The following is an 18056-nucleotide window of genomic DNA, read 5'->3' on the forward strand; positions in this document are numbered from 1 at the left end:
CCTCAGAGGCCGGCGAACACCGCCAGCCAGTATGTAATGCCAGCCATGATGTAGGCGGCGGCGAACAAATAGCCAACCATGAAGGCCGGCCATTTCCACCCGTTTGTCTCCCGACGGGTGACGGCGATCGTCGAAATGCACTGCGGCGCGAAGACGAACCACATCAGGAAGGCGAGCGCGGTCGGCAGGCTCCAGCGGCCGCGCAGATTCTCGACCATCGCCTTGCCGCCCTGGTTGCTGTCGGGATCGTCGATAGCATAGACCGTACCGATCGCCGCGACCGCAACCTCGCGCGCCGCCATTGCGGGGATCAGCGCGAGCACGATGTCGCGGTTGAAGCCGATCGGCGCGAACACGGGCGCGATGCCGTTGGCGATCCGGCCGGCGGCGGAATAGTCGACCGCCGAGACGCGACTATTCTCGGGCGGCTTGGGAAAGCTCAGCATCACCCACAGGATCACGGTCGATACTAGGATGATGCCGCCCGCACGCTTGAGGAAGATCCGCGCGCGGCTCCACAGCCCGATGCCGACGTCGCGCCACTGCGGCCACTGGTATTTGGGCATCTCCATCATGAAGCCCGACGACACACCCTTGGTGACCGTCCGGCGCAGCACCAGCGCGGCGACGAACGCGCCGACGATGCCCATCACGTACAGCCCGAGCATCACCAGCCCCTGCAACCCGACGAACGGCAACACCTGCGTATTGGGAATGAACGCGCCGATGATCAGCGTGTAGACCGGCAGCCGCGCGGAACAGGTCATCAGCGGCGCGATCAGGATCGTCGTCAGCCGGTCCTTCTCGTCGTCGATCGTGCGAGTCGCCATGATGCCGGGAATCGCGCAGGCGAAGCTCGACAGCAGCGGGATGAACGCGCGGCCCGACAGCCCGACGCTCGCCATCACGCGGTCCATCAGGAACGCCGCGCGGACCATGTAGCCGCTCGCCTCGAGCACGAGGATGAAGAGGAACAGGATCAGGATCTGCGGCAGGAACACGATCACCGCGCCAACGCCGGCGATCACCCCGTCGACGAGCAGCGACCGGAGCAGCGAATCCGCCATCTCGGTGCGGATCAGGCCCTGTACCGCGGTGAAGCCCCCGTCGATCGCGTCCATGAACGGCTGCGCCCAGCTGAACACCGCCTGGAACATCAGGAACATGATCGACAGCAGCAGCAGCGGCCCGCCGACCGGATGCAGCGCGACCGCGTCGAGCATGTGCGTCCAGCGTCGTACCGGCGTCTCGGACAGAGTCGCGGCGGTTGCGATGTCGCGCGCGCGGCGCTGCAGCGTGACGATGTCGTCCTGCACGCTGCCATCCGACTTGCGCAGCCGGATCGGGCCGCTGACGACGGTCTGCGTCAATACTTCACGCAGCGCGTCGAGCCCGCGCTTGCGGACCGCGACGGTCGGGATCACCGGCACGCCGAGTTCGCGTGCGAGCACCGCGGCATCGAGCTTCAACCCGTCGCGCTCGGCCAGATCGACCATGTTGAGCGCCACGACGACGGGCAGGCCAAGCGCGATCAGCTGAAGCGTGAAGCGCAGGTGGTTGTCGAGATTGGCGGCGTCGACGACGACGACCAGCGCGTCGGGCAGGCGTTCGCCGTCCTGCGTTCCGGTGACGACATCACGCGTTACGCGCTCGTCGGGGGAGGAGGGTTCGAGGCTGTACGCACCGGGCAGGTCGACCAGCTCGACCGGACGCCCGTCATCGAGCACCAGCCGCCCGGCCTTGCGCTCGACCGTCACGCCCGGATAATTGCCGACCTTCTGCCGCGCACCCGTCAACGCGTTGAACAGCGCGCTCTTGCCGGCATTGGGATTGCCGACGAGCGCGACCAGCGGTGCTGCGTTCATAATGCTATGATGCTGATCGCGCGCTGCTTATTCGGCAGCCGCTGGCGTCAGCGATACGTGGATAGCCCCCGCGACGGCGCGACGCAGCGCAACGGTCATGCGACCGATCCGGCACGCGATCGGGCCCTGGCCCAGCGTCGCGCGGTGCAGGACCTCGACATCGACACCCTCGTCAAACCCGAGTTCGCGCAGGCGGCGTGCTTCCGGACCCGCCAGACGCGTCCAGTCGATCATCTTGACGATCGCATGCTGCTTGCGGGGCAGCGTTTCAAGGCTGACGGAACGGTCGCGGCGAGTGTCCATGATGCGAGTGATTATCAGTAACGCTCCGCAAAGGAAAGCCCCAACCATGCCCCGCCATGACAGCGGACGCAGATTGGCCCCGCTCCATCGCCCGCCCGCGCGTTCACGCCGCGGGATAGCGCAGCCGGCCGACAAATCGCGAGAGGCTGAAGCCGTGCTCGGTCCGTTTGAGGAACCCCGCCTTGGCCTTTTCGAACGCCATGATGCCCGCGATCCGCCGCGCGAGGAACGCGCGGGTGTCGGCAAACCCTTCGCTGTCGTCGTCGAGGAACACCGTCACCGTCGAGGCATAGACCCCGAGCAGGATCGTCCGTTTGGTGTAATGATTATAATCGGTCGCGACATCGCCCGCCGCGCGCCAGATCGTATCGACCGTCCGCCACCCCAGGCGCGCCGCGCGCGCGAGGTTCTGCGGCAATGCGAGGATCGCCACCGCGCGCCGCAGCGATTCGCGATCGGCGGCGGTCGCCTGCAGCCGCGCCTCGATCAGCGCGGTGATCCGTTCGCGGATCTTCATCGTCGCGATCCGTTCAGGCGGAACTGCGGCGAGCATCGCGCGATCGATCTCGGCAAACCAGGCGTCGATCATGTCGAGCGCACCGTCTTCGAACGCGAGCGCGGCGACGTCGGTGTCGATCCCCGCCGCATCCGCCGCCATGTCGCGTGCGGCGTCGCTCCAGCCATCGAACGCGGCGTTGGCGGCGATCCCGGGGCTGAGCCGAACGCGGATTTCGTCGAGCGTGAGGTCTTGGGTCATACCGTCTCCTGCCGTCCAAGATCAGGCGTGTCGAGCGCCTCTTCAATAGGGGGGCGATCCGCCGGCGTCCGGCGTACCAGCACCAGCGCGATCGCGACCATGACCACGCCGACGAGATCGGGCAGGCCGAGCCGCTCGCCATAGACGATCCACCCGACCGTCCCCGCGACCACCGGCTGGATCAGCAGCGCGATCCCGATCACCAGCGGCGAAAACCGGCCGAGCGCATAGATCATCAGCCCCTGGCCCAGCACCTGGCTGCACAGCGCTAGGCCGATCAGCGGCCCCCAGTGCGCCGGCACGACCCGCTCGCCCATCGCCAGCGCGAACACCAGCAACGGCACGATCCCCGCGAGCGTCGACAGCACCAGCGCGGACAAGGGGGCAAGCGTCGTCCGCGCGCGCGCCATCAGGATGAAATACACCGTATAGAGCAGCCCCGCGAGGATGCAGAGCAGGTCGCCCGCGAGATTCTTCGCATCGAGCTGATAGGACCGCCCGAGCAGCAGCGCCGCACCCGCCGCCGCGAGCATCAGCGCCCAGCCCTGTGTCCGCGTCGGCCAGGTCCGCGCGACGAGAAACCCGTAGATCGGGAACATCAGCGTCGCCGCATTGCCGAACAGCGTCGCGTTGGCGAGCGTGGTGCGCAGGATGCCGAGATGCCAGCTGCCGAGATCCGCGGCAAAGCACACGCCGCCCGCGATCAGTCCGACCCAGACGCCGCGCCCGAGTCGCGTCGGTCGCGCGCCCTGCTGCGCCGCGAGCAGGACGAGAAACGGCACCGCCAGCGACAGCCGCCAGAACCCCGCCGCGACCGGTCCGACCTCGGTCGCACGGACGAACCACGGGCCGAATGCGAGCGCAACGTTGGCGATCAGCAGCGCGCCGAATGCCAGCGTGCCGGGGGCGGCGAGCGTCGTCGTCGTTGGCGTTTCGGGCACGCTAGATATTCTTTGCGGGGCGGGGCGATGCATGCCGCGCTGTAGCGTCCTATCTTGCCCCCGTCAGGCATTAAGGAGCCCCCATGCCAAGCCTTTTCGATCCCATCACACTCGGCGCCGTCGACGCGCCCAACCGCATCCTCATGGCGCCGCTCACCCGCGGGCGTTCGGACAAGGACGCCGTCCCGTCCGACCTCATGATCGACTATTATACGCAGCGCGCGAGCGCCGGGCTGATCATCTCGGAGGCCACCGGTATCAGCCGCGAAGGCCTGGGCTGGCCATTCGCACCGGGTCTGTGGACGCAGGCGCAGGTCGACGCGTGGAAGCCCGTCACCGAATCGGTCCACGCAGCCGGCGGCCGGATCATCGCGCAGCTCTGGCACATGGGTCGCCAGGTCCATTCCTCGGTGATCGGCGGTCAGCCCGTCTCGTCGTCCGCGACGAAAACCGAAGGCCAGGCGCACACGTTTGAGGGCAAGAAGGATTTCGAGGTCGCGCGTCCGCTCGAGCTGAACGAGATTCCGCGGCTGCTCGAGGACTATGAACTGGCGACGAAGAACGCGCTCGCCGCGGGCTTCGACGGCGTCCAGATCCACGCTGCGAACGGCTATCTGATCGACCAGTTCCTGCGGGACAACGCGAACAGCCGCACCGATGAGTATGGCGGCAGCATCGAGAACCGCATCCGCCTGCTCCGCGAAGTCGTCGAGCGCGTGATCTCGGTCGCGGGCGCGGATCGCACCAGCGTCCGCCTCTCGCCCAACGGCGATTCGCAGGGCGTCGATGACAGCAACCCCGAGCCGCTGTTCACTGCCGCCGCCAAGGCGCTATCCGATCTTGGCATCGCGTTCCTCGAACTGCGCGAGCCCGGCCCCGATGGCACCTTCGGCAAGACCGATGTGCCAAAGCTGAGCCCGGCGATCCGCAAGGTGTTCAAGGGCGTGCTCGTCGTGAACTCGGATTACGACACGCGCGAAAAGGCGCAGGCCGAACTCGATACGGGCATTGCCGACGCGATCAGCTTCGGGCGGACGTTCATCGCGAACCCCGACCTGCCCGAGCGTCTGCGTACGGGCGCGCCGCTGGCGCAGGATAACCCGAAGACCTGGTACAGCCAGGGTCCCGAGGGGTATATCGACTATCCGGCGCTCGAAACCGCGGACGCGTAACGCGTTCGTGCCCGCCCTGCGGCGAAGGCTGCGGGGCGGGCGACCACCTGCAATGCGTTCGATTGTCAGCGGTGACGTCATCGCCTAGCAGCGCGCACGCCGCGCCGCTGATGGCGCGCCGGTGACGACAGGACGACGATATGACCGACGGCTGGCCGAGCGGGGGCAGGGGGGCAGGGCCACTCTTGCCCGGGACTGCCGACCGCGCCGCACGACGGGCCGAGGAACGGGCAAGCGGGCGCGAGCAGCGCGCGCGCGACCGCCTCGCCGGCGCCGAGCAGCGCGCCGAGTCGAGGGCCGCGCAGCGCGAGGCCCAGTCGCACGAGCGTGAACGTGCGCGTGAACTGCGCCGGGCCGAAGAGGCGCAACGGATCCAGGCCCGGCTCGACGCACCCCCCGCCAACGACGAGGAAGCGCTCAAGATTGCCAAGCGGCGCAGTTCCGGCGCCCGCGCGCGCAGCGGCGAAGAGAACAAGACGCAGCGTGACACGCGCGGCTACACCACCATCCAGGACCCCGCCCGCATCCGCACCCTTGCCGCCCGGGGCGCCTCGGTGACGGCTCTCGCCGCCGCATTCGGGATCACGGTCGAACAGGTCGAAGCGGCGTTGCGCGAGCAGGATCCGGCGGCTGACGCATAGAGTCAGCGCGGATCACTGGACCCCGTGAGGCATATGGGAATAGGCTGTGCTCGATACAGTCTGTGCCCGAACGGGGATCTGCACGATGCTGACGGTTGTCGCTCTGATGGTTGCCGCACCGCAAGCCTGTAGCACGGTGCACCAGCAATGTCGGGCGTGCACGACGATCGATGGCACGCACCATTGCTCCAATATCGGGATCGCCTGTCAGCCTTCGCTACGCGTCTGTACGCCAAAGGACGGCGTACGGCCGCAGGATGGTCCGGAGGCCCCCGGCCCCCGTTATCGACCAGCGAAGAAGACGACTGACGCCTAGAAGCGGCCCGCGCGCGACGGCGCACCCTGCGACAGCAGGAGGGCCATCGGCAGCATCGTTGCGATCACCATGTGCCTTAGTCAGACCCAAGGACCCCGCGATCGTCGGGCCGACCGCGATCGGCGCCGAGGTTGTACCCTCTCGTTTACGGAATGAACCGGTCCTTGAGCGCCAGCATCGCCAGTGCCGCCTTCGCCGCGCCGCCGCCCTTGTCGCCCTCGGTCGGGCGGGCACGGGTGAGCGCCTGCGCCTCGTTCTCCGTGGTCAGGATGCCATTGCCGATCGGCAGCCCGTCCATCGTCAGCGCCATGATCCCGCGCGCACTCTCGCCCGCGACGATCTCGAAATGATAGGTCTCGCCGCGGATCACGACGCCCAGCGCGACATAGGCGTCATAGGTCTCGCTCTCCGCCGCCAGCGCGATCGCGCCGGGGACCTCGAGCGCGCCCGGAACGGTGATCGTCTCGTGACTGTGCCCCGCGGCCTCGATCGCCGCGCGTGCGCCCTCGACGAGCAGGTCGTTCAGATGGTCGTAGAAGCGTGCTTCGACGATGAGGATATGCGCCATCAGTAAGCAGCCTTTTCGGTATCGAGGGGGGCGATCGGACGTTCGCCGACGATCGACAGGCCATAGCCGTCAAGCCCGACCAGCGTGTGATGCGTGTTGGTGATCAGCACCATGTCGTGCACGCCGAGTTCGGTCAGGATCATCGCGCCGACGCCGTAGTCGCGCAGCTCCTCCATGTCCGGCGTGATCTCCGCGCCGGCCTTCTTGAGCACCGCCGAGGTGAACGCGTTGCCGCGCGGACGATTGATGACGACGATCACGCCCGCACCCTCGTCGGCGATCATCTGCATCGACCGCGCGAGGATCCGGCCGCGATCGCCCGATTCGCCGAAGATGTCGGCGAACGGCGACAGCGCATGCATGCGGACGAGCGTCGGCTTTGCGGGGTCGATCCGGCCCTTGACCAGCGCGACCTGCTCGGTGCCCGTCGCCTTGTTCCAGAACGTCAGCGCGCTCCAGCCACCGCCCCATTCGCTGGTGAACTCGGCTTCGGCGCGCTTTTCGACGAGATGATCGTAGCGGCGGCGATACGCGATCAGGTCGCGGATCGTGCCGATCTTGATGTTGTGGAACTGCGCGAAGGTGACGAGGTCGTCCATCCGCGCCATCGTGCCGTCCTCGTTCATGATCTCGCAGATCACGCCCGAGGGATTGAGCCCGGCGAGCCGCGCGACGTCGACCGCCGCCTCGGTATGCCCGGCACGGATCAGCACGCCGCCGTCGCGCGCGACCAGCGGGAAGACATGGCCGGGGGTGACGATGTCCGCCTTCTGCTTGGTCGCATCGATCGCCACCGCGATGGTGCGCGCGCGGTCCGCCGCCGAAATGCCCGTGGTGACGCCTTCGAGTGCCTCGATCGACACGGTGAACGCGGTTTCGTGCCGCGTGCCGTTGTTGCGGCTCATCAGCTCGAGCCCGAGCTCCTCGGTCCGCGCCTTGGTCAGCGCGAGGCAGATCAGTCCGCGGCCATATTTGGCCATGAAGTTGATCTTCTCGGGCGTCGCCATCTGCGCGGGGATGACGAGGTCGCCCTCGTTCTCGCGGTCCTCGTCATCGACCAGAATGAACATCCGGCCGTTGCGCGCCTCGTCGATGATCTCCTCGGGGCTCGACAGATAGCCGTGCTTCAGGCGCCCGAGTTCGGCGGTACGTTCAGCGGGCAGAGGCACGATAATGCTCCATTCTTTGGAGGTAGCGGGCGAGGACGTCGATCTCGATGTTGACCGACTGTTCCACGTGGATCGTACCGAGCGTCGTGACCGCCCAGGTGTGCGGGATGATGTTGAGGCCGAATTCGACCTCGCCGTCGACGTCCTGGACGCTGTTCACGGTGAGCGAGACGCCGTCGACCGTGACCGAGCCCTTGGCCGCGATGAACGGCGCGATCTCGGCGCCGGCGCGGATCTGGACGCGGTGCGAGCCGCCTTCCTCGGTCACCGCGACGACGGTGCCGAGGCCATCGACATGGCCCGAGACGATATGCCCGCCAAGCTCGTCACCGAGCTTCATCGCGCGTTCGAGGTTGAACTTGCGACCCTGGGTCCACTGGTCCCTGGCGGTGCGGCTGATCGTCTCGCTCGAGACGTCGACTGCGAACCAGTGCGGCCCCTTGTCGACGACGGTCAGGCACACGCCCGAACAGGCGATCGACGCGCCGAGATCGACGGTGGCGGTATCATAGGCGGTGCTGACGACGACGCGGGTGTCGCCGCGCGACTCCACGGTTGTGACGGTGCCGATGTCGGTGACGATTCCGGTGAACATTATCCCTCGTTTCGTTCGCGCTCGTAGACCTCGAGCCGGTCGCTGCCAAGTTGCCGTGAATCGACGATCGCCCAGCGGCCATGCGCCTTGCCGAGGTCGGTCAGGCCGATATCGCCGAGCGTATGTTTTCCGCCCCCGATGAGGATCGGCGCGCGGTACAGCAGAAGCCGGTCGACCAGGTCGGCGGCAAGAAACGCGGACGCTACGGCCGCGCCGCCTTCGACGAGGACATGGTCGACGGGAAGCCCCGCAATCGCGCGCGGCTCGGCGATGACGTGCCACGCCGGACCGGGCGTCTCGGCCGGATGGGGGAGGGCCGCGCGTGTCCGTGACAGTAGCACGCGAATCGGCGACCGGTCCTCCAGACCGGGCAGGCGGACGTCGAGTCGCGGCGCATCGGTATCGTAGGTGCCGCGCCCGACGAGAATCGCGTCGTGGCGGCTCCGCTCCAGATGTGCGTGCGCGCGCGCCTGCGGCCCGGTGATCCACCGGCTCGACCCGTCGGGCAGCGCGATGCACCCGTCGAGCGAGGTGGCAAGCTTCAGCGTCACGTGCGGCCGCCGCGCCGCGCGCCGCGTGAGGAAGCCCGCCATCGACCGCGCGGCGGCCTGCGCCCCCACGCCGGTGTCCACGCGGACGCTTGCGGCGCGCAATCGCGCAAAACCCTGCCCGGCGGTCCGCGGATCGGGGTCCTCGAGCGCCGCGACGACGCGTGCGACCCCCGCCGCGATCAGCAGGTCGCTGCAGGCCGGGCCGCGCGGCGACACATGCGCGCAGGGCTCGAGCGTCACATAGGCGGTCGCGCCGCGTGCCCGCGGGCCCGCCTGTGCGAGCGCCATCGCCTCGGCATGCGGCCGGCCACCCGGCTGCGTCCAGCCGCGCCCGACGACGCGACCATCCGCGGCGACGATCACGCACCCGACATTGGGGTTGGGGGCGGTCCGCGCGCGGCTCCGCCCGGCGAGCGCGATCGCTGCACCGATGAACCGCGCGTCACCGGGACTGGCGCGGCTCAGATGCCCATGGCCTTGAGCTTGTCGTCCATCCGCTTGAACGACGCGCGGGTTTCTTCCTCGCGCTTCTTCTGCTCGGCGATTCGCGCCGCCTTGATCGGCGCGTCGATCTTCTGCTGCGCGAGGATCTGCTCGTCGGTGCGATCCGCCGGCCACTGCTCGACATAAACGATGTTCGGCCGATACTCGCGCTCGGCGTAGCTGTCCTTCGAGAAGGCGTAGATCAGGAACCCCGTGACCAGCATCGCCAGCGCAAGGAAGCCGAGTTCGTACGGCTGCCGGTGGCTGAAGAAGAGACGGAGATCGCGATAGGCGCGAACCGGGGAAAAACGACTGAAAAAGCCCATGCGCGTCAAGATAGGCATCCCGCCCCGGCGAGGCCAGTGCTGCAAGCGCAACTTCGCACGCCCGTCAGTCCTCCCGCGCGCCCAATCGGGCGAGCGCACGCTCGCGACCGATCAGCGGCAGCAGCGCCGCCATATCCGGCCCGTGGTCACGCCCGGTCAGCGCACGCCGCAGCGGCAGGAACAGCGCCTTGCCCTTGCGCCCGGTTTCCGTCTTCAGCCGGCCGGTCAGCGCATGCCAGGGGTCGTTCGACCAGTCGATCGCCGCGGCGGCGGCATGCGCCTGGTCGAGATAGGCGCGCTCCGCATCGTCCGTCGCCGTGTCGATCGCGACCGGTCCCTCGATCACGCCCCACCAGTCCGCTGCGTCGGCAAGCGTCACCAGGTTCGGCTGCACGGCCTCCCACGCCTGCGCATCCATCCCTGCAGGCAGACGATCCGCGACCGCGGCATAGGGCAGCGCGTGGAGGATGCGCGCATTGACCTGCGACAGTTCCGCCTCGTCGAACCGTGCCGGCGCGCGCCCGAATCGTGCAAAATCGAACGTCGCGATCAGCGGTGCCGCGTCGGCGATCGGCTCGACCGGGTCGCTCGTCCCGATCCGTGCGAGCAGCGCCCGGATCGCCTGCGGCTCGATGCCGATCTCGCGGAAATGATCCGCGCCGAGCGAGCCGAGGCGCTTCGACAATTTGCCCTCCGCGCCCGTCAACAGCGCCTCGTGCGCGAACCGCGGCGGCGCCACGCCGAGCGCATCGAACATCTGCAGCTGAAGTGCGGTGTTGGACACATGATCCTCACCACGCACGACATGGCTGATCCCCATATCGGCGTCGTCGATCGCGGAGGGCAGCATATAGAGCCATGATCCGTCCGCGCGGCGGATCACCGGATCGCTCATCGTCCGGGCCTCGAAATGCTGTGGCCCGCGGATCAGGTCGTCCCACGCGATCGGGGCGTCGTGATCCAGCTTGAACCGCCAGTGCGGGGCAACGCCCTCGCGTTCGAACGCCGACTTCTGTTCGTCGCTCAGCGCGAGCGCGGCGCGGTCATAGATCGGCGGCAACCCCCGACCCGCGGCGATCTTGCGCTTGAGGTCGAGCTCCTGCGCGCTCTCATAGGCCGGATAGACATGCCCGCTCGCGACCAGCGCCGCGAACCGCGCTTCGTACAGCGCAAAGCGGGCGGATTGCCGCTCCTCGCCGTCGGGCGTCATGCCGAGCCAGTCGAGATCCGCGCGGATCGCCTCGACGAACCGCTCCTCGCTGCGCGCCGCATCGGTGTCGTCGATCCGCAGGATGAACCGGCCGCCACTCGCGCGTGCGAACATCCAGTTGTGAAGCGCGGTGCGGATATTGCCGACATGGAGCCGGCCGGTGGGCGAGGGGGCGAAACGCGTGGTGACGGTCATCCCCGTGCTCTACGAACCCCGGCGCGTGCGGGCAAATCCCTTCGCCCCTTTCGCGTTGCGGACACGCGGACTAAGGGGCGTGCAATTCCGGTGGAGCGATTTTGATGAAATTGATGACGGGCAATTCGAACCTGCCACTCGCGCAGGAGATCGCCGCCTATCTCGAAACACCGCTGACCGACGTCAGCGTGCGCCGCTTCGCCGATGAGGAAGTGTTCGTCGAGATCAACGAGAACGTGCGTGGCGAGGACGTGTTCGTGATCCAGTCGACCGGGTATCCGGCGAACGACAACCTCATGGAACTGCTCATCATGATCGACGCGTTGAAGCGCGCGTCGGCTCGCCGGATTACCGCGGTGATCCCGTATATGGGCTATGCCCGACAGGATCGTAAGCCGGGTCCGCGCACGCCGATATCGGCCAAGCTCGTCGCCAACCTCATCACCGTCGCGGGCGCCAACCGCGTTCTCTCGGTCGATCTGCATGCGGGCCAGATCCAGGGCTTCTTCGATATCCCGACCGACAATCTCTATGCCGCCCCCGTCATGTCCGCGGACATCCTTGCGCGGTTCAAGGGCAAGAACCTGATGGTCGTGTCGCCCGACGTCGGCGGCGTGGTCCGCGCGCGCGTGCTGGCCAAGCGTCTCGACAACGCGCCGCTCGCGATCGTCGACAAGCGTCGCGAGCGTGCGGGCGAATCGGAGGTGATGAACATCATCGGCGAAGTCGAGGGGCGCTTCTGCATCCTGGTCGATGACATCGTCGATTCGGCAGGCACGCTGTGCAACGCCGCAGCCGCGCTGAAGGAAGCCGGCGCGGAGGACGTCGTCGCCTATGTGACGCACGGCGTCCTGTCGGGCGGCGCAGTCGCGCGCGTCGAGGGGTCCGAGCTGCGCGAGCTCGTCATCACCGATTCGATCGGCAACCACGACGTCATCAAGACCGCGGGCGGCAAGATCCGCCATCTGCAGATCGCGCCGCTGCTCGGCGAAGCGATTAAGCGGATCGCCGACGAAACGAGCGTATCGAGCCTGTTCGACTGACGCTGCAGGTCGGCGCGGTCACGGACGCGGTCCGCCGCGACGTGCGTCTGCGTCGACCGGCGGTCACCGACGCGCCCGGAGCCGGTCGCTTATCGCTGGGACAGCGCGACGATATGGTCGAGCACCGCGGGGTGCAGCGGCTTGGCAAAGGCGCAGCCATATTTGAACTTGTCGCGCCACGCGACCACCGCCTCGAGCGCGGCGAGCCCCGGCAGCGTCAGCCACACCACCGTCCCCGGCCACAGCGTAAAGCTCGTCTCCGCGCGAAACCCCGATGCCGACAGGTCGGTCACTTCGATCTCGAATCGCGTCTGTCCCCGATCGCGCAGATGTGCCCGCATCCGGACCGATTTGCGCAGGGCCCGACGAAGCTCTTCACCTTGGGGTGCATCGGGCGAGTCGAATGCAGGATGTGTCATGACCGGATCATGCTCCAAAAAGGGTTACTTTTCCGCAAACGTTCGATCCACGCGCGATGTCGAGGCTAGGGGATTGCGCTATTGCAAACGACACGCAAATGCAAAAACCTTCAGGGTGGATATTCTGCCCGCCCTGTGCTTTACGCGTTCCCATTCCCGAGTTTCCTAAAAATTGCGTGGAGCCTTCCCGATGAACATCCATGAATACCAGGCCAAGGAACTGCTGGCCAAGTTCGGCGTCCCCGTCCCCGCCGGTTTCGCGGCGCTGACCGTCGAGGAGGCCGTCGAGGCCTCGAAGAAGCTCCCCGGACCGCTCTACGTCGTCAAGGCGCAGATCCATGCCGGCGGCCGCGGCAAGGGCAAGTTCGTCGAGCTCGGCCCCGACGCCAAGGGCGGCGTCCGCCTCGCCAAGACCGAGGACGAGGTTCGCGCGGCCGCGACCGACATGCTCGGCAACACGCTCGTCACCATCCAGACGGGTGACGCGGGCAAGCAGGTCAACCGCCTGTACGTTACCGACGGCGTCGACATCGACAAGGAATTCTACCTCGCGCTGACGCTCAACCGCACCACCGGCCGGGTGATGATGGTGGCCTCGACCGAAGGCGGCATGGACATCGAAGCGGTCGCGCACGACACGCCCGAGAAGATCCAGTCGATCGACATCGATCAGGCGACCGGCTTCATGCCGCATCACGGCCGCGCCGTTGCCGCCGCACTCGAGCTGACCGGCGATCTCGCCAAGCAAGCCGCGAACACCGCGTCGAAGCTGTATGACGCGTTCATCGGCACCGATGCCGAGCAGATCGAGATCAACCCGCTCGCGGTCACCAACGACGGCAAGCTGATGGTGCTCGACGCGAAGGTCGCGTTCGACGGCAACGCGCTGTTCCGTCACAAGGACCTGCTCGAGTTGCGCGACGAGACCGAGGAAGATCCCGCCGAGCTCGAAGCGTCGAAGTACGACCTCGCCTACATCAAGCTCGACGGCGACATCGGCTGCATGGTCAACGGCGCCGGCCTCGCGATGGCGACGATGGACATCATCAAGCTCAACGGCATGTTCCCCGCCAACTTCCTCGACGTCGGCGGCGGCGCGAACAAGGAGAAGGTGACGGCCGCGTTCAAGATCATCCTCGCGGATCCGAACGTGAAGGGCATCCTGGTCAACATCTTCGGCGGCATCATGAAGTGCGACATCATCGCCGACGGCATCGTCGCGGCGGCGAAGGAAGTGAACCTGTCGGTTCCGCTCGTCGTCCGCCTCGAGGGCACGAATGTCGAGAAGGGCAAGGAGATCCTCGCGAACTCCGGTCTGGCGATCGTTCCCGCGAACGACCTTGGCGACGCTGCCAAGAAGATCGTCGCAGAGGTGCAGAAGGTCGCCGCGTAACCGCTGCCCACTGCATACTGATCTTGCGAAAAACGGGGCTCGGACGGAAACGTCCGGGCCCTTTTTCGTTGGTATCGCAGCTGTCCCGACGCGGCGGTCGTTGTGACGCTACGGTATCCGATGTTTCCGTACCGCACTTGCGAAAACGACGCGAAACCGCCATCTGTCCGGCCAACGCCTGCCGGGTAACAGGCGGGCGAAACGAATAGATTCACCTTGGAAGGAATCCCGATGAAGGTGCTGGTGCCGGTCAAGCGCGTGCTTGACTACAACGTGAAGCCTCGCGTGAAGGCGGACGGAACGGGCGTCGATCTGGCGAACGTCAAGATGAGCATGAACCCGTTCGACGAGATCGCGGTCGAAGAGGCGATTCGCCTTAAGGACAAGGGCGTGACGGAGATCGTCGTCGTCTCGATCGGCGAGCAGAAGTCGCAGGAAACGCTCCGCACCGCGCTCGCCATGGGCGCCGACCGTGCGATCCTCGTCGTCAGCGAGACCAAGGTCGAACCGCTGGGCGTCGCGAAGATCCTCGCCAAGATCGTCGAGGAAGAAAAGCCCGACATGGTCATCCTCGGCAAGCAGGCGATCGACGACGACAACAACCAGACCGGGCAGATGCTCGCCGGGCTCCTGAACTGGGGCCAGGGCACGTTCGCGTCGAAGGTCGAGATCGCCGACGGCTCGGTTAACGTGACGCGCGAAGTCGATGGCGGCGCGGAGACGGACACGCTCACGCTCCCCGCGATCATCACCACCGATCTTCGCCTCAACGAGCCGCGTTATGCGTCGCTGCCCAACATCATGAAGGCCAAGTCGAAGCCGATGGCGCAGAAGACGCCCGCGGATTTCGGCGTCGACGTGACGCCGCGGCTGACCACGCTGAAGGTGGTCGAGCCCGCCAAGCGCTCGGCCGGGATCAAGGTCGCCGATGTCGACGCGCTGGTCGGCAAGCTCAAGGAAATGGGAGTCGCCAAGTGAAGACGCTCGTCTGGGTCGAACATGACGGTCAGGCCGTCAAGGATGCCACGCTTTCTGCCGTAACTGCGGCTAGCCAGCTTGGTGAAGTCCATCTGCTGGTCGCCGGCCAGGGCGTCGACGGCGTCGCGGCCGAGGCTGCCAAGATCGCCGGTGTCGGCAAGGTCCACGTTGCCGACGACGCCGCGTTCGCGCATGCGCTCGCCGAGAACGTCGCGCCGCTGATCGTCGAACTGATGGGGCATCACGATGCGTTCGTCGCGCCGTCGACCACGCACGGCAAGAATATCGCGCCGCGCGTCGCCGCTTTGCTCGACGTGATGCAGATCAGCGACATCCTGTCGGTCGAGAGCGAGGACACGTTCACGCGCCCGATCTACGCGGGCAACGCGATCGCTACCGTCCAGTCGTCGGATGCGAAGAAGGTCATCACGGTCCGCGGCACGGCGTTCGCCAAGGCCGCGACCGAGGGCGGTTCGGGCGAGATCGAGGCGGTTGCGTCGACCGGCGACAAGGGTCTGTCGACCTTTGCCGGCTCGGAGATCGCGAAGAACGAGCGTCCCGAGCTGACCAGCGCGAAGATCATCGTCTCGGGCGGCCGTGCGCTGGCCTCGAGCGACCAGTTCCACGCGCTGATCGATCCGCTCGCGGACAAGATGGGTGCGGGCGTCGGTGCTTCGCGCGCCGCTGTCGACGCGGGCTATGCGCCGAACGACTATCAGGTCGGCCAGACCGGCAAGATCGTCGCGCCGGAAGTCTATGTCGCGGTCGGCATCTCGGGCGCGATCCAGCATCTCGCGGGGATGAAGGACTCGAAGGTCATCATCGCGATCAACAAGGACGAGGACGCGCCGATCTTCCAGGTCGCGGACATCGGCCTGGTCGGCGATCTGTTCAAGATCGTCCCCGAACTGACTGAGAAGCTCTGACCCCGCTCCACCTCCCCCGCCAGGGGGAGGCGGCAGGCGCGGCCTGACGGAGGGGGAGGACAGGCAGGCCCATGGCCGCGGTCCTCCTCCCCCATGGAACCCGGACAGCGATGACCACGGCAGGCCCGAGCTTGCCGCTCCCCGCGATCCTCCCCAGATATCAACCATGTACGGCGTCCAACCCCATCCCCGCGACCGGATCCTGTCCGCCGCGGGTGCCGCCGGCCTGTGCGCGGCGCTGGGCTATGCCCTGATCCTGGGTCTTGGCGTCAGCCTCCCGTCGGCGATCCCCGACGCGCTCAAGACGTTCGCGGTCGGCCCGCCACCACCGCCGCCGCCGCCCGAAAAGGTCCTGCCGCGCCCGACCAGGAGCCATCGCCCCGAAGGCGCGGCATCCCCCGCGAACCTGCGGTCAAAGGCGACCGAACTGGTCGCGCCCATTCCGATCGTCCCCCCGATCATCCCGCCTCCGGTCGTCGCCGCGCTCAAGCCGGGGGTCGGCAGCGAGGCGACCACCGGGGCTGCGCCGGTTCCGGGGCCGGGCACCGGCGCGGGGGGCGAGGGCGATGGGACCGGCAGCGGCCGCTATGGCAACGGTGACGGCGATGGGGGGGACGAAAGCCCGCCCCGGCTGCTGAAAGGGCGCTTCCGGAACAAGGACTTCCCGAATGCGGAGGCGATCATCGGCGCGGGCGGGATCGTCGGCGTACGCTATACGGTCGAGACGAACGGGCGGGTCACCGGCTGCTCGGTGACGCGATCGAGCGGCAATGGCGTGCTCGATGCGACGACGTGCCGATTGATCGAATTGCGCTTTCGCTATCGGCCATGGCTCGATGCCGCGGGCCGTCCGGTCCGGTCGACCGTCGTCCACAACCAGGAATGGGTCAACGAACTCGGGTCCCCCGAAGGCGACGACTGATCCCCTTGCCGCCGCCCGACGCGGCGGGCACGATGGCGCGGCATGATCTCCGCCCTGCTCCTGATCGCCGCGCAGGCAAGCGCGGCGCCGGTCGCCCCCGACCCCCGCGTCGCGGCACGTGTCGACCGGGTGCTCAGGAAGACCCCGGTCATCGACGGCCATAACGACCTCGCCTGGGAAATCCGCGACGTGCACGGTGCCAAGGTCGAATCGCTCGATCTCGCCGCGGACACGCGCCCGCTCCAGACCGATATTCCCCGCCTGCGAAAGGGCCGCGTCGGCGCGCAATTCTGGTCGGTGTGGATCCCCGCCGACACGACCGGGTCGCGCGCGGTCGAGATGACGCTCGAACAGATCGACATCGTCCGCCGCTTCGTCGCGGCCAATCCCGCAGCGCTCGACCACGCGACCAGCGCAACCGATATTCGTCGGATCGAACGCGCCGGGCGAATCGCGTCGCTGATCGGCGTCGAGGGCGGGCATCAGATCGACGGGCGCCTCTCGGTCCTTCGCCAATATCACGCGCTCGGCGTCGGCTACATGACGCTGACGCATGGCAAGAGCCTGAACTGGGCGGACAGTTCGACCGATACGCCACGCGCGAACGGGCTCACCGATTTCGGCCGCGCGGTCGTCGCGGAGATGAACCGCATCGGCATGATCGTCGATGTCAGCCACGTTTCCGACGCGACGATGCGCGCGGTCCTCGCGGTCGCCAGGGCGCCGGTGATGGCCTCGCACTCCAGCGCGCGGGCGCTGACCGATGCGCCGCGCGACGTTCCCGACGACCTGCTCGCCGCGATCGGTGCGCGCGGCGGGATCGTCATGGTCAATTTCTACCCCGCCTTCGTCTCGACCGCATGGCGCGCCTGGGATGCCGACCGGACCGCCTTCGCCAGGACGGCAGGCGTACCCGCGAACGTCTATGGGACGCGTTCGCCTGCGCCGCTGGTCGCCTGGGACCGGGACCATCCCGAACCCAGCGTCACCGCCGCGACCGTTGCGGATCATGTCGAGCATATCGCGCGCGTCGCGGGCCGCGACCATGTCGGCCTCGGCGGCGATTATGACGGCATCAACGGCACCGGGCCGCAGGGGATGACGGGCGTCGACGGCTATCCTCTGCTGTTCGCCGAACTCGCGCGACGCGGCTGGAGCGACGCGGACATGGCGAAGCTCGCGGGTGGCAACATGCTGCGCGTCATGGATGCCGCGGCGACGGTCGCGCGGTCGCTGTCCGCCCTGCCGCCCGGCGACGCGATCGACGTCGCGTCGCGCTGAGG

Annotated in this window: 19 protein-coding genes; 8 read left to right on the top strand and 11 right to left on the bottom strand. The window is 67.5% G+C overall.

Annotation, left to right across the window (positions count from 1 at the left end):
* Positions 1-2: 2 nt before the first annotated feature.
* From feoB to ASE72_RS07395, 4 genes are all read right to left on the bottom strand, one after another.
* Positions 3-1865: a ferrous iron transporter B gene (gene feoB / locus ASE72_RS07380; protein WP_056018356.1), complete on the bottom strand. Its 1863-nt coding sequence runs from the start codon at positions 1863-1865 to the stop codon at positions 3-5.
* Positions 1866-1892: 27 nt separating this feature from the next.
* Entirely contained in the window at positions 1893-2168 is a 276-nt protein-coding gene (locus tag ASE72_RS07385) for a FeoA family protein (RefSeq protein ID WP_056018357.1), read from the bottom strand.
* A gap of 103 nt (positions 2169-2271) precedes the next feature.
* Positions 2272-2925, bottom strand: a complete 654-nt coding sequence (locus ASE72_RS07390) for a COQ9 family protein (protein WP_056018360.1) — start codon at positions 2923-2925, stop codon at positions 2272-2274.
* Entirely contained in the window at positions 2922-3899 is a 978-nt protein-coding gene (locus tag ASE72_RS07395) for a DMT family transporter (RefSeq protein ID WP_082445831.1), read from the bottom strand. Before ASE72_RS07395 ends, ASE72_RS07390 begins: the two co-directional genes overlap by 4 nt.
* A gap of 50 nt (positions 3900-3949) precedes the next feature.
* On the opposite strand from ASE72_RS07395, the gene ASE72_RS07400 reads away from it, so the two are divergent.
* Complete coding sequence (locus ASE72_RS07400; protein WP_056018363.1) at positions 3950-5038, top strand: alkene reductase; 1089 nt, start codon at positions 3950-3952, stop codon at positions 5036-5038.
* A gap of 140 nt (positions 5039-5178) precedes the next feature.
* On the top strand, positions 5179-5679 hold the full coding sequence (locus ASE72_RS07405) for a hypothetical protein (RefSeq protein ID WP_056018366.1): 501 nt from the start codon (positions 5179-5181) through the stop codon (positions 5677-5679).
* A gap of 461 nt (positions 5680-6140) precedes the next feature.
* On the opposite strand, the gene ribH is transcribed toward ASE72_RS07405, so the two are convergent.
* The 6 genes from ribH to gltX all read right to left on the bottom strand — a co-directional run bounded on the left by ribH (position 6141) and on the right by gltX (position 11092).
* Positions 6141-6563 (bottom strand): 6,7-dimethyl-8-ribityllumazine synthase, encoded by a 423-nt coding sequence (gene ribH, locus ASE72_RS07410; RefSeq protein WP_056018369.1) that lies wholly within the window; start codon positions 6561-6563, stop codon positions 6141-6143.
* Positions 6563-7732 (bottom strand): 3,4-dihydroxy-2-butanone-4-phosphate synthase, encoded by a 1170-nt coding sequence (gene ribB, locus ASE72_RS07415; RefSeq protein WP_056018372.1) that lies wholly within the window; start codon positions 7730-7732, stop codon positions 6563-6565. Before ribB ends, ribH begins: the two co-directional genes overlap by 1 nt.
* Entirely contained in the window at positions 7716-8327 is a 612-nt protein-coding gene (locus ASE72_RS07420; RefSeq protein WP_056018375.1) for a riboflavin synthase, read from the bottom strand. The genes ribB and ASE72_RS07420 overlap by 17 nt, the downstream gene beginning before the upstream one ends.
* On the bottom strand, positions 8327-9343 hold the full coding sequence (gene ribD / locus ASE72_RS07425; protein ID WP_056019220.1) for a bifunctional diaminohydroxyphosphoribosylaminopyrimidine deaminase/5-amino-6-(5-phosphoribosylamino)uracil reductase RibD: 1017 nt from the start codon (positions 9341-9343) through the stop codon (positions 8327-8329). The genes ASE72_RS07420 and ribD overlap by 1 nt, the downstream gene beginning before the upstream one ends.
* Complete coding sequence (locus tag ASE72_RS07430) at positions 9340-9687, bottom strand: hypothetical protein (RefSeq protein ID WP_056018378.1); 348 nt, start codon at positions 9685-9687, stop codon at positions 9340-9342. The genes ribD and ASE72_RS07430 overlap by 4 nt, the downstream gene beginning before the upstream one ends.
* A gap of 64 nt (positions 9688-9751) precedes the next feature.
* On the bottom strand, positions 9752-11092 hold the full coding sequence (gene gltX, locus ASE72_RS07435; protein ID WP_056018381.1) for a glutamate--tRNA ligase: 1341 nt from the start codon (positions 11090-11092) through the stop codon (positions 9752-9754).
* 104 nt (positions 11093-11196) lie between these two features.
* Between gltX and ASE72_RS07440 the strand changes: the two genes are divergently transcribed.
* Positions 11197-12135 carry a ribose-phosphate pyrophosphokinase gene (locus ASE72_RS07440; protein ID WP_056018383.1) on the top strand — a complete coding sequence of 313 codons (939 nt, stop codon included), beginning with the start codon at positions 11197-11199 and terminating at the stop codon, positions 12133-12135.
* Between the two features lie 89 nt (positions 12136-12224).
* Here ASE72_RS07440 and ASE72_RS07445 read toward each other — a convergent pair whose 3' ends face one another.
* Complete coding sequence (locus tag ASE72_RS07445; RefSeq protein ID WP_056019222.1) at positions 12225-12554, bottom strand: pilus assembly protein PilZ; 330 nt, start codon at positions 12552-12554, stop codon at positions 12225-12227.
* Between the two features lie 190 nt (positions 12555-12744).
* On the opposite strand from ASE72_RS07445, the gene sucC reads away from it, so the two are divergent.
* The 5 genes from sucC (at position 12745) to ASE72_RS07470 (ending at position 18054) form a co-directional block, all read left to right on the top strand.
* Positions 12745-13947: an ADP-forming succinate--CoA ligase subunit beta gene (sucC, locus tag ASE72_RS07450; protein ID WP_056018385.1), complete on the top strand. Its 1203-nt coding sequence runs from the start codon at positions 12745-12747 to the stop codon at positions 13945-13947.
* Between the two features lie 231 nt (positions 13948-14178).
* Entirely contained in the window at positions 14179-14925 is a 747-nt protein-coding gene (locus ASE72_RS07455; RefSeq protein WP_056018387.1) for an electron transfer flavoprotein subunit beta/FixA family protein, read from the top strand.
* Positions 14922-15851: an electron transfer flavoprotein subunit alpha/FixB family protein gene (locus ASE72_RS07460; protein ID WP_056018389.1), complete on the top strand. Its 930-nt coding sequence runs from the start codon at positions 14922-14924 to the stop codon at positions 15849-15851. The genes ASE72_RS07455 and ASE72_RS07460 overlap by 4 nt, the downstream gene beginning before the upstream one ends.
* Before the next feature lie 166 nt (positions 15852-16017).
* On the top strand, positions 16018-16773 hold the full coding sequence (locus ASE72_RS07465; protein ID WP_056018392.1) for an energy transducer TonB: 756 nt from the start codon (positions 16018-16020) through the stop codon (positions 16771-16773).
* Between the two features lie 42 nt (positions 16774-16815).
* The gene (locus tag ASE72_RS07470; protein WP_056018394.1) at positions 16816-18054 is read left to right on the top strand and encodes a dipeptidase; all 1239 of its coding nucleotides are present in this window, start codon (positions 16816-16818) and stop codon (positions 18052-18054) included.
* Positions 18055-18056 lie beyond the last annotated feature (2 nt).

Origin of the sequence: Sphingomonas sp. Leaf20 (assembly GCF_001421535.1) — a bacterium.
Lineage (GTDB): Bacteria > Pseudomonadota > Alphaproteobacteria > Sphingomonadales > Sphingomonadaceae > Sphingomonas.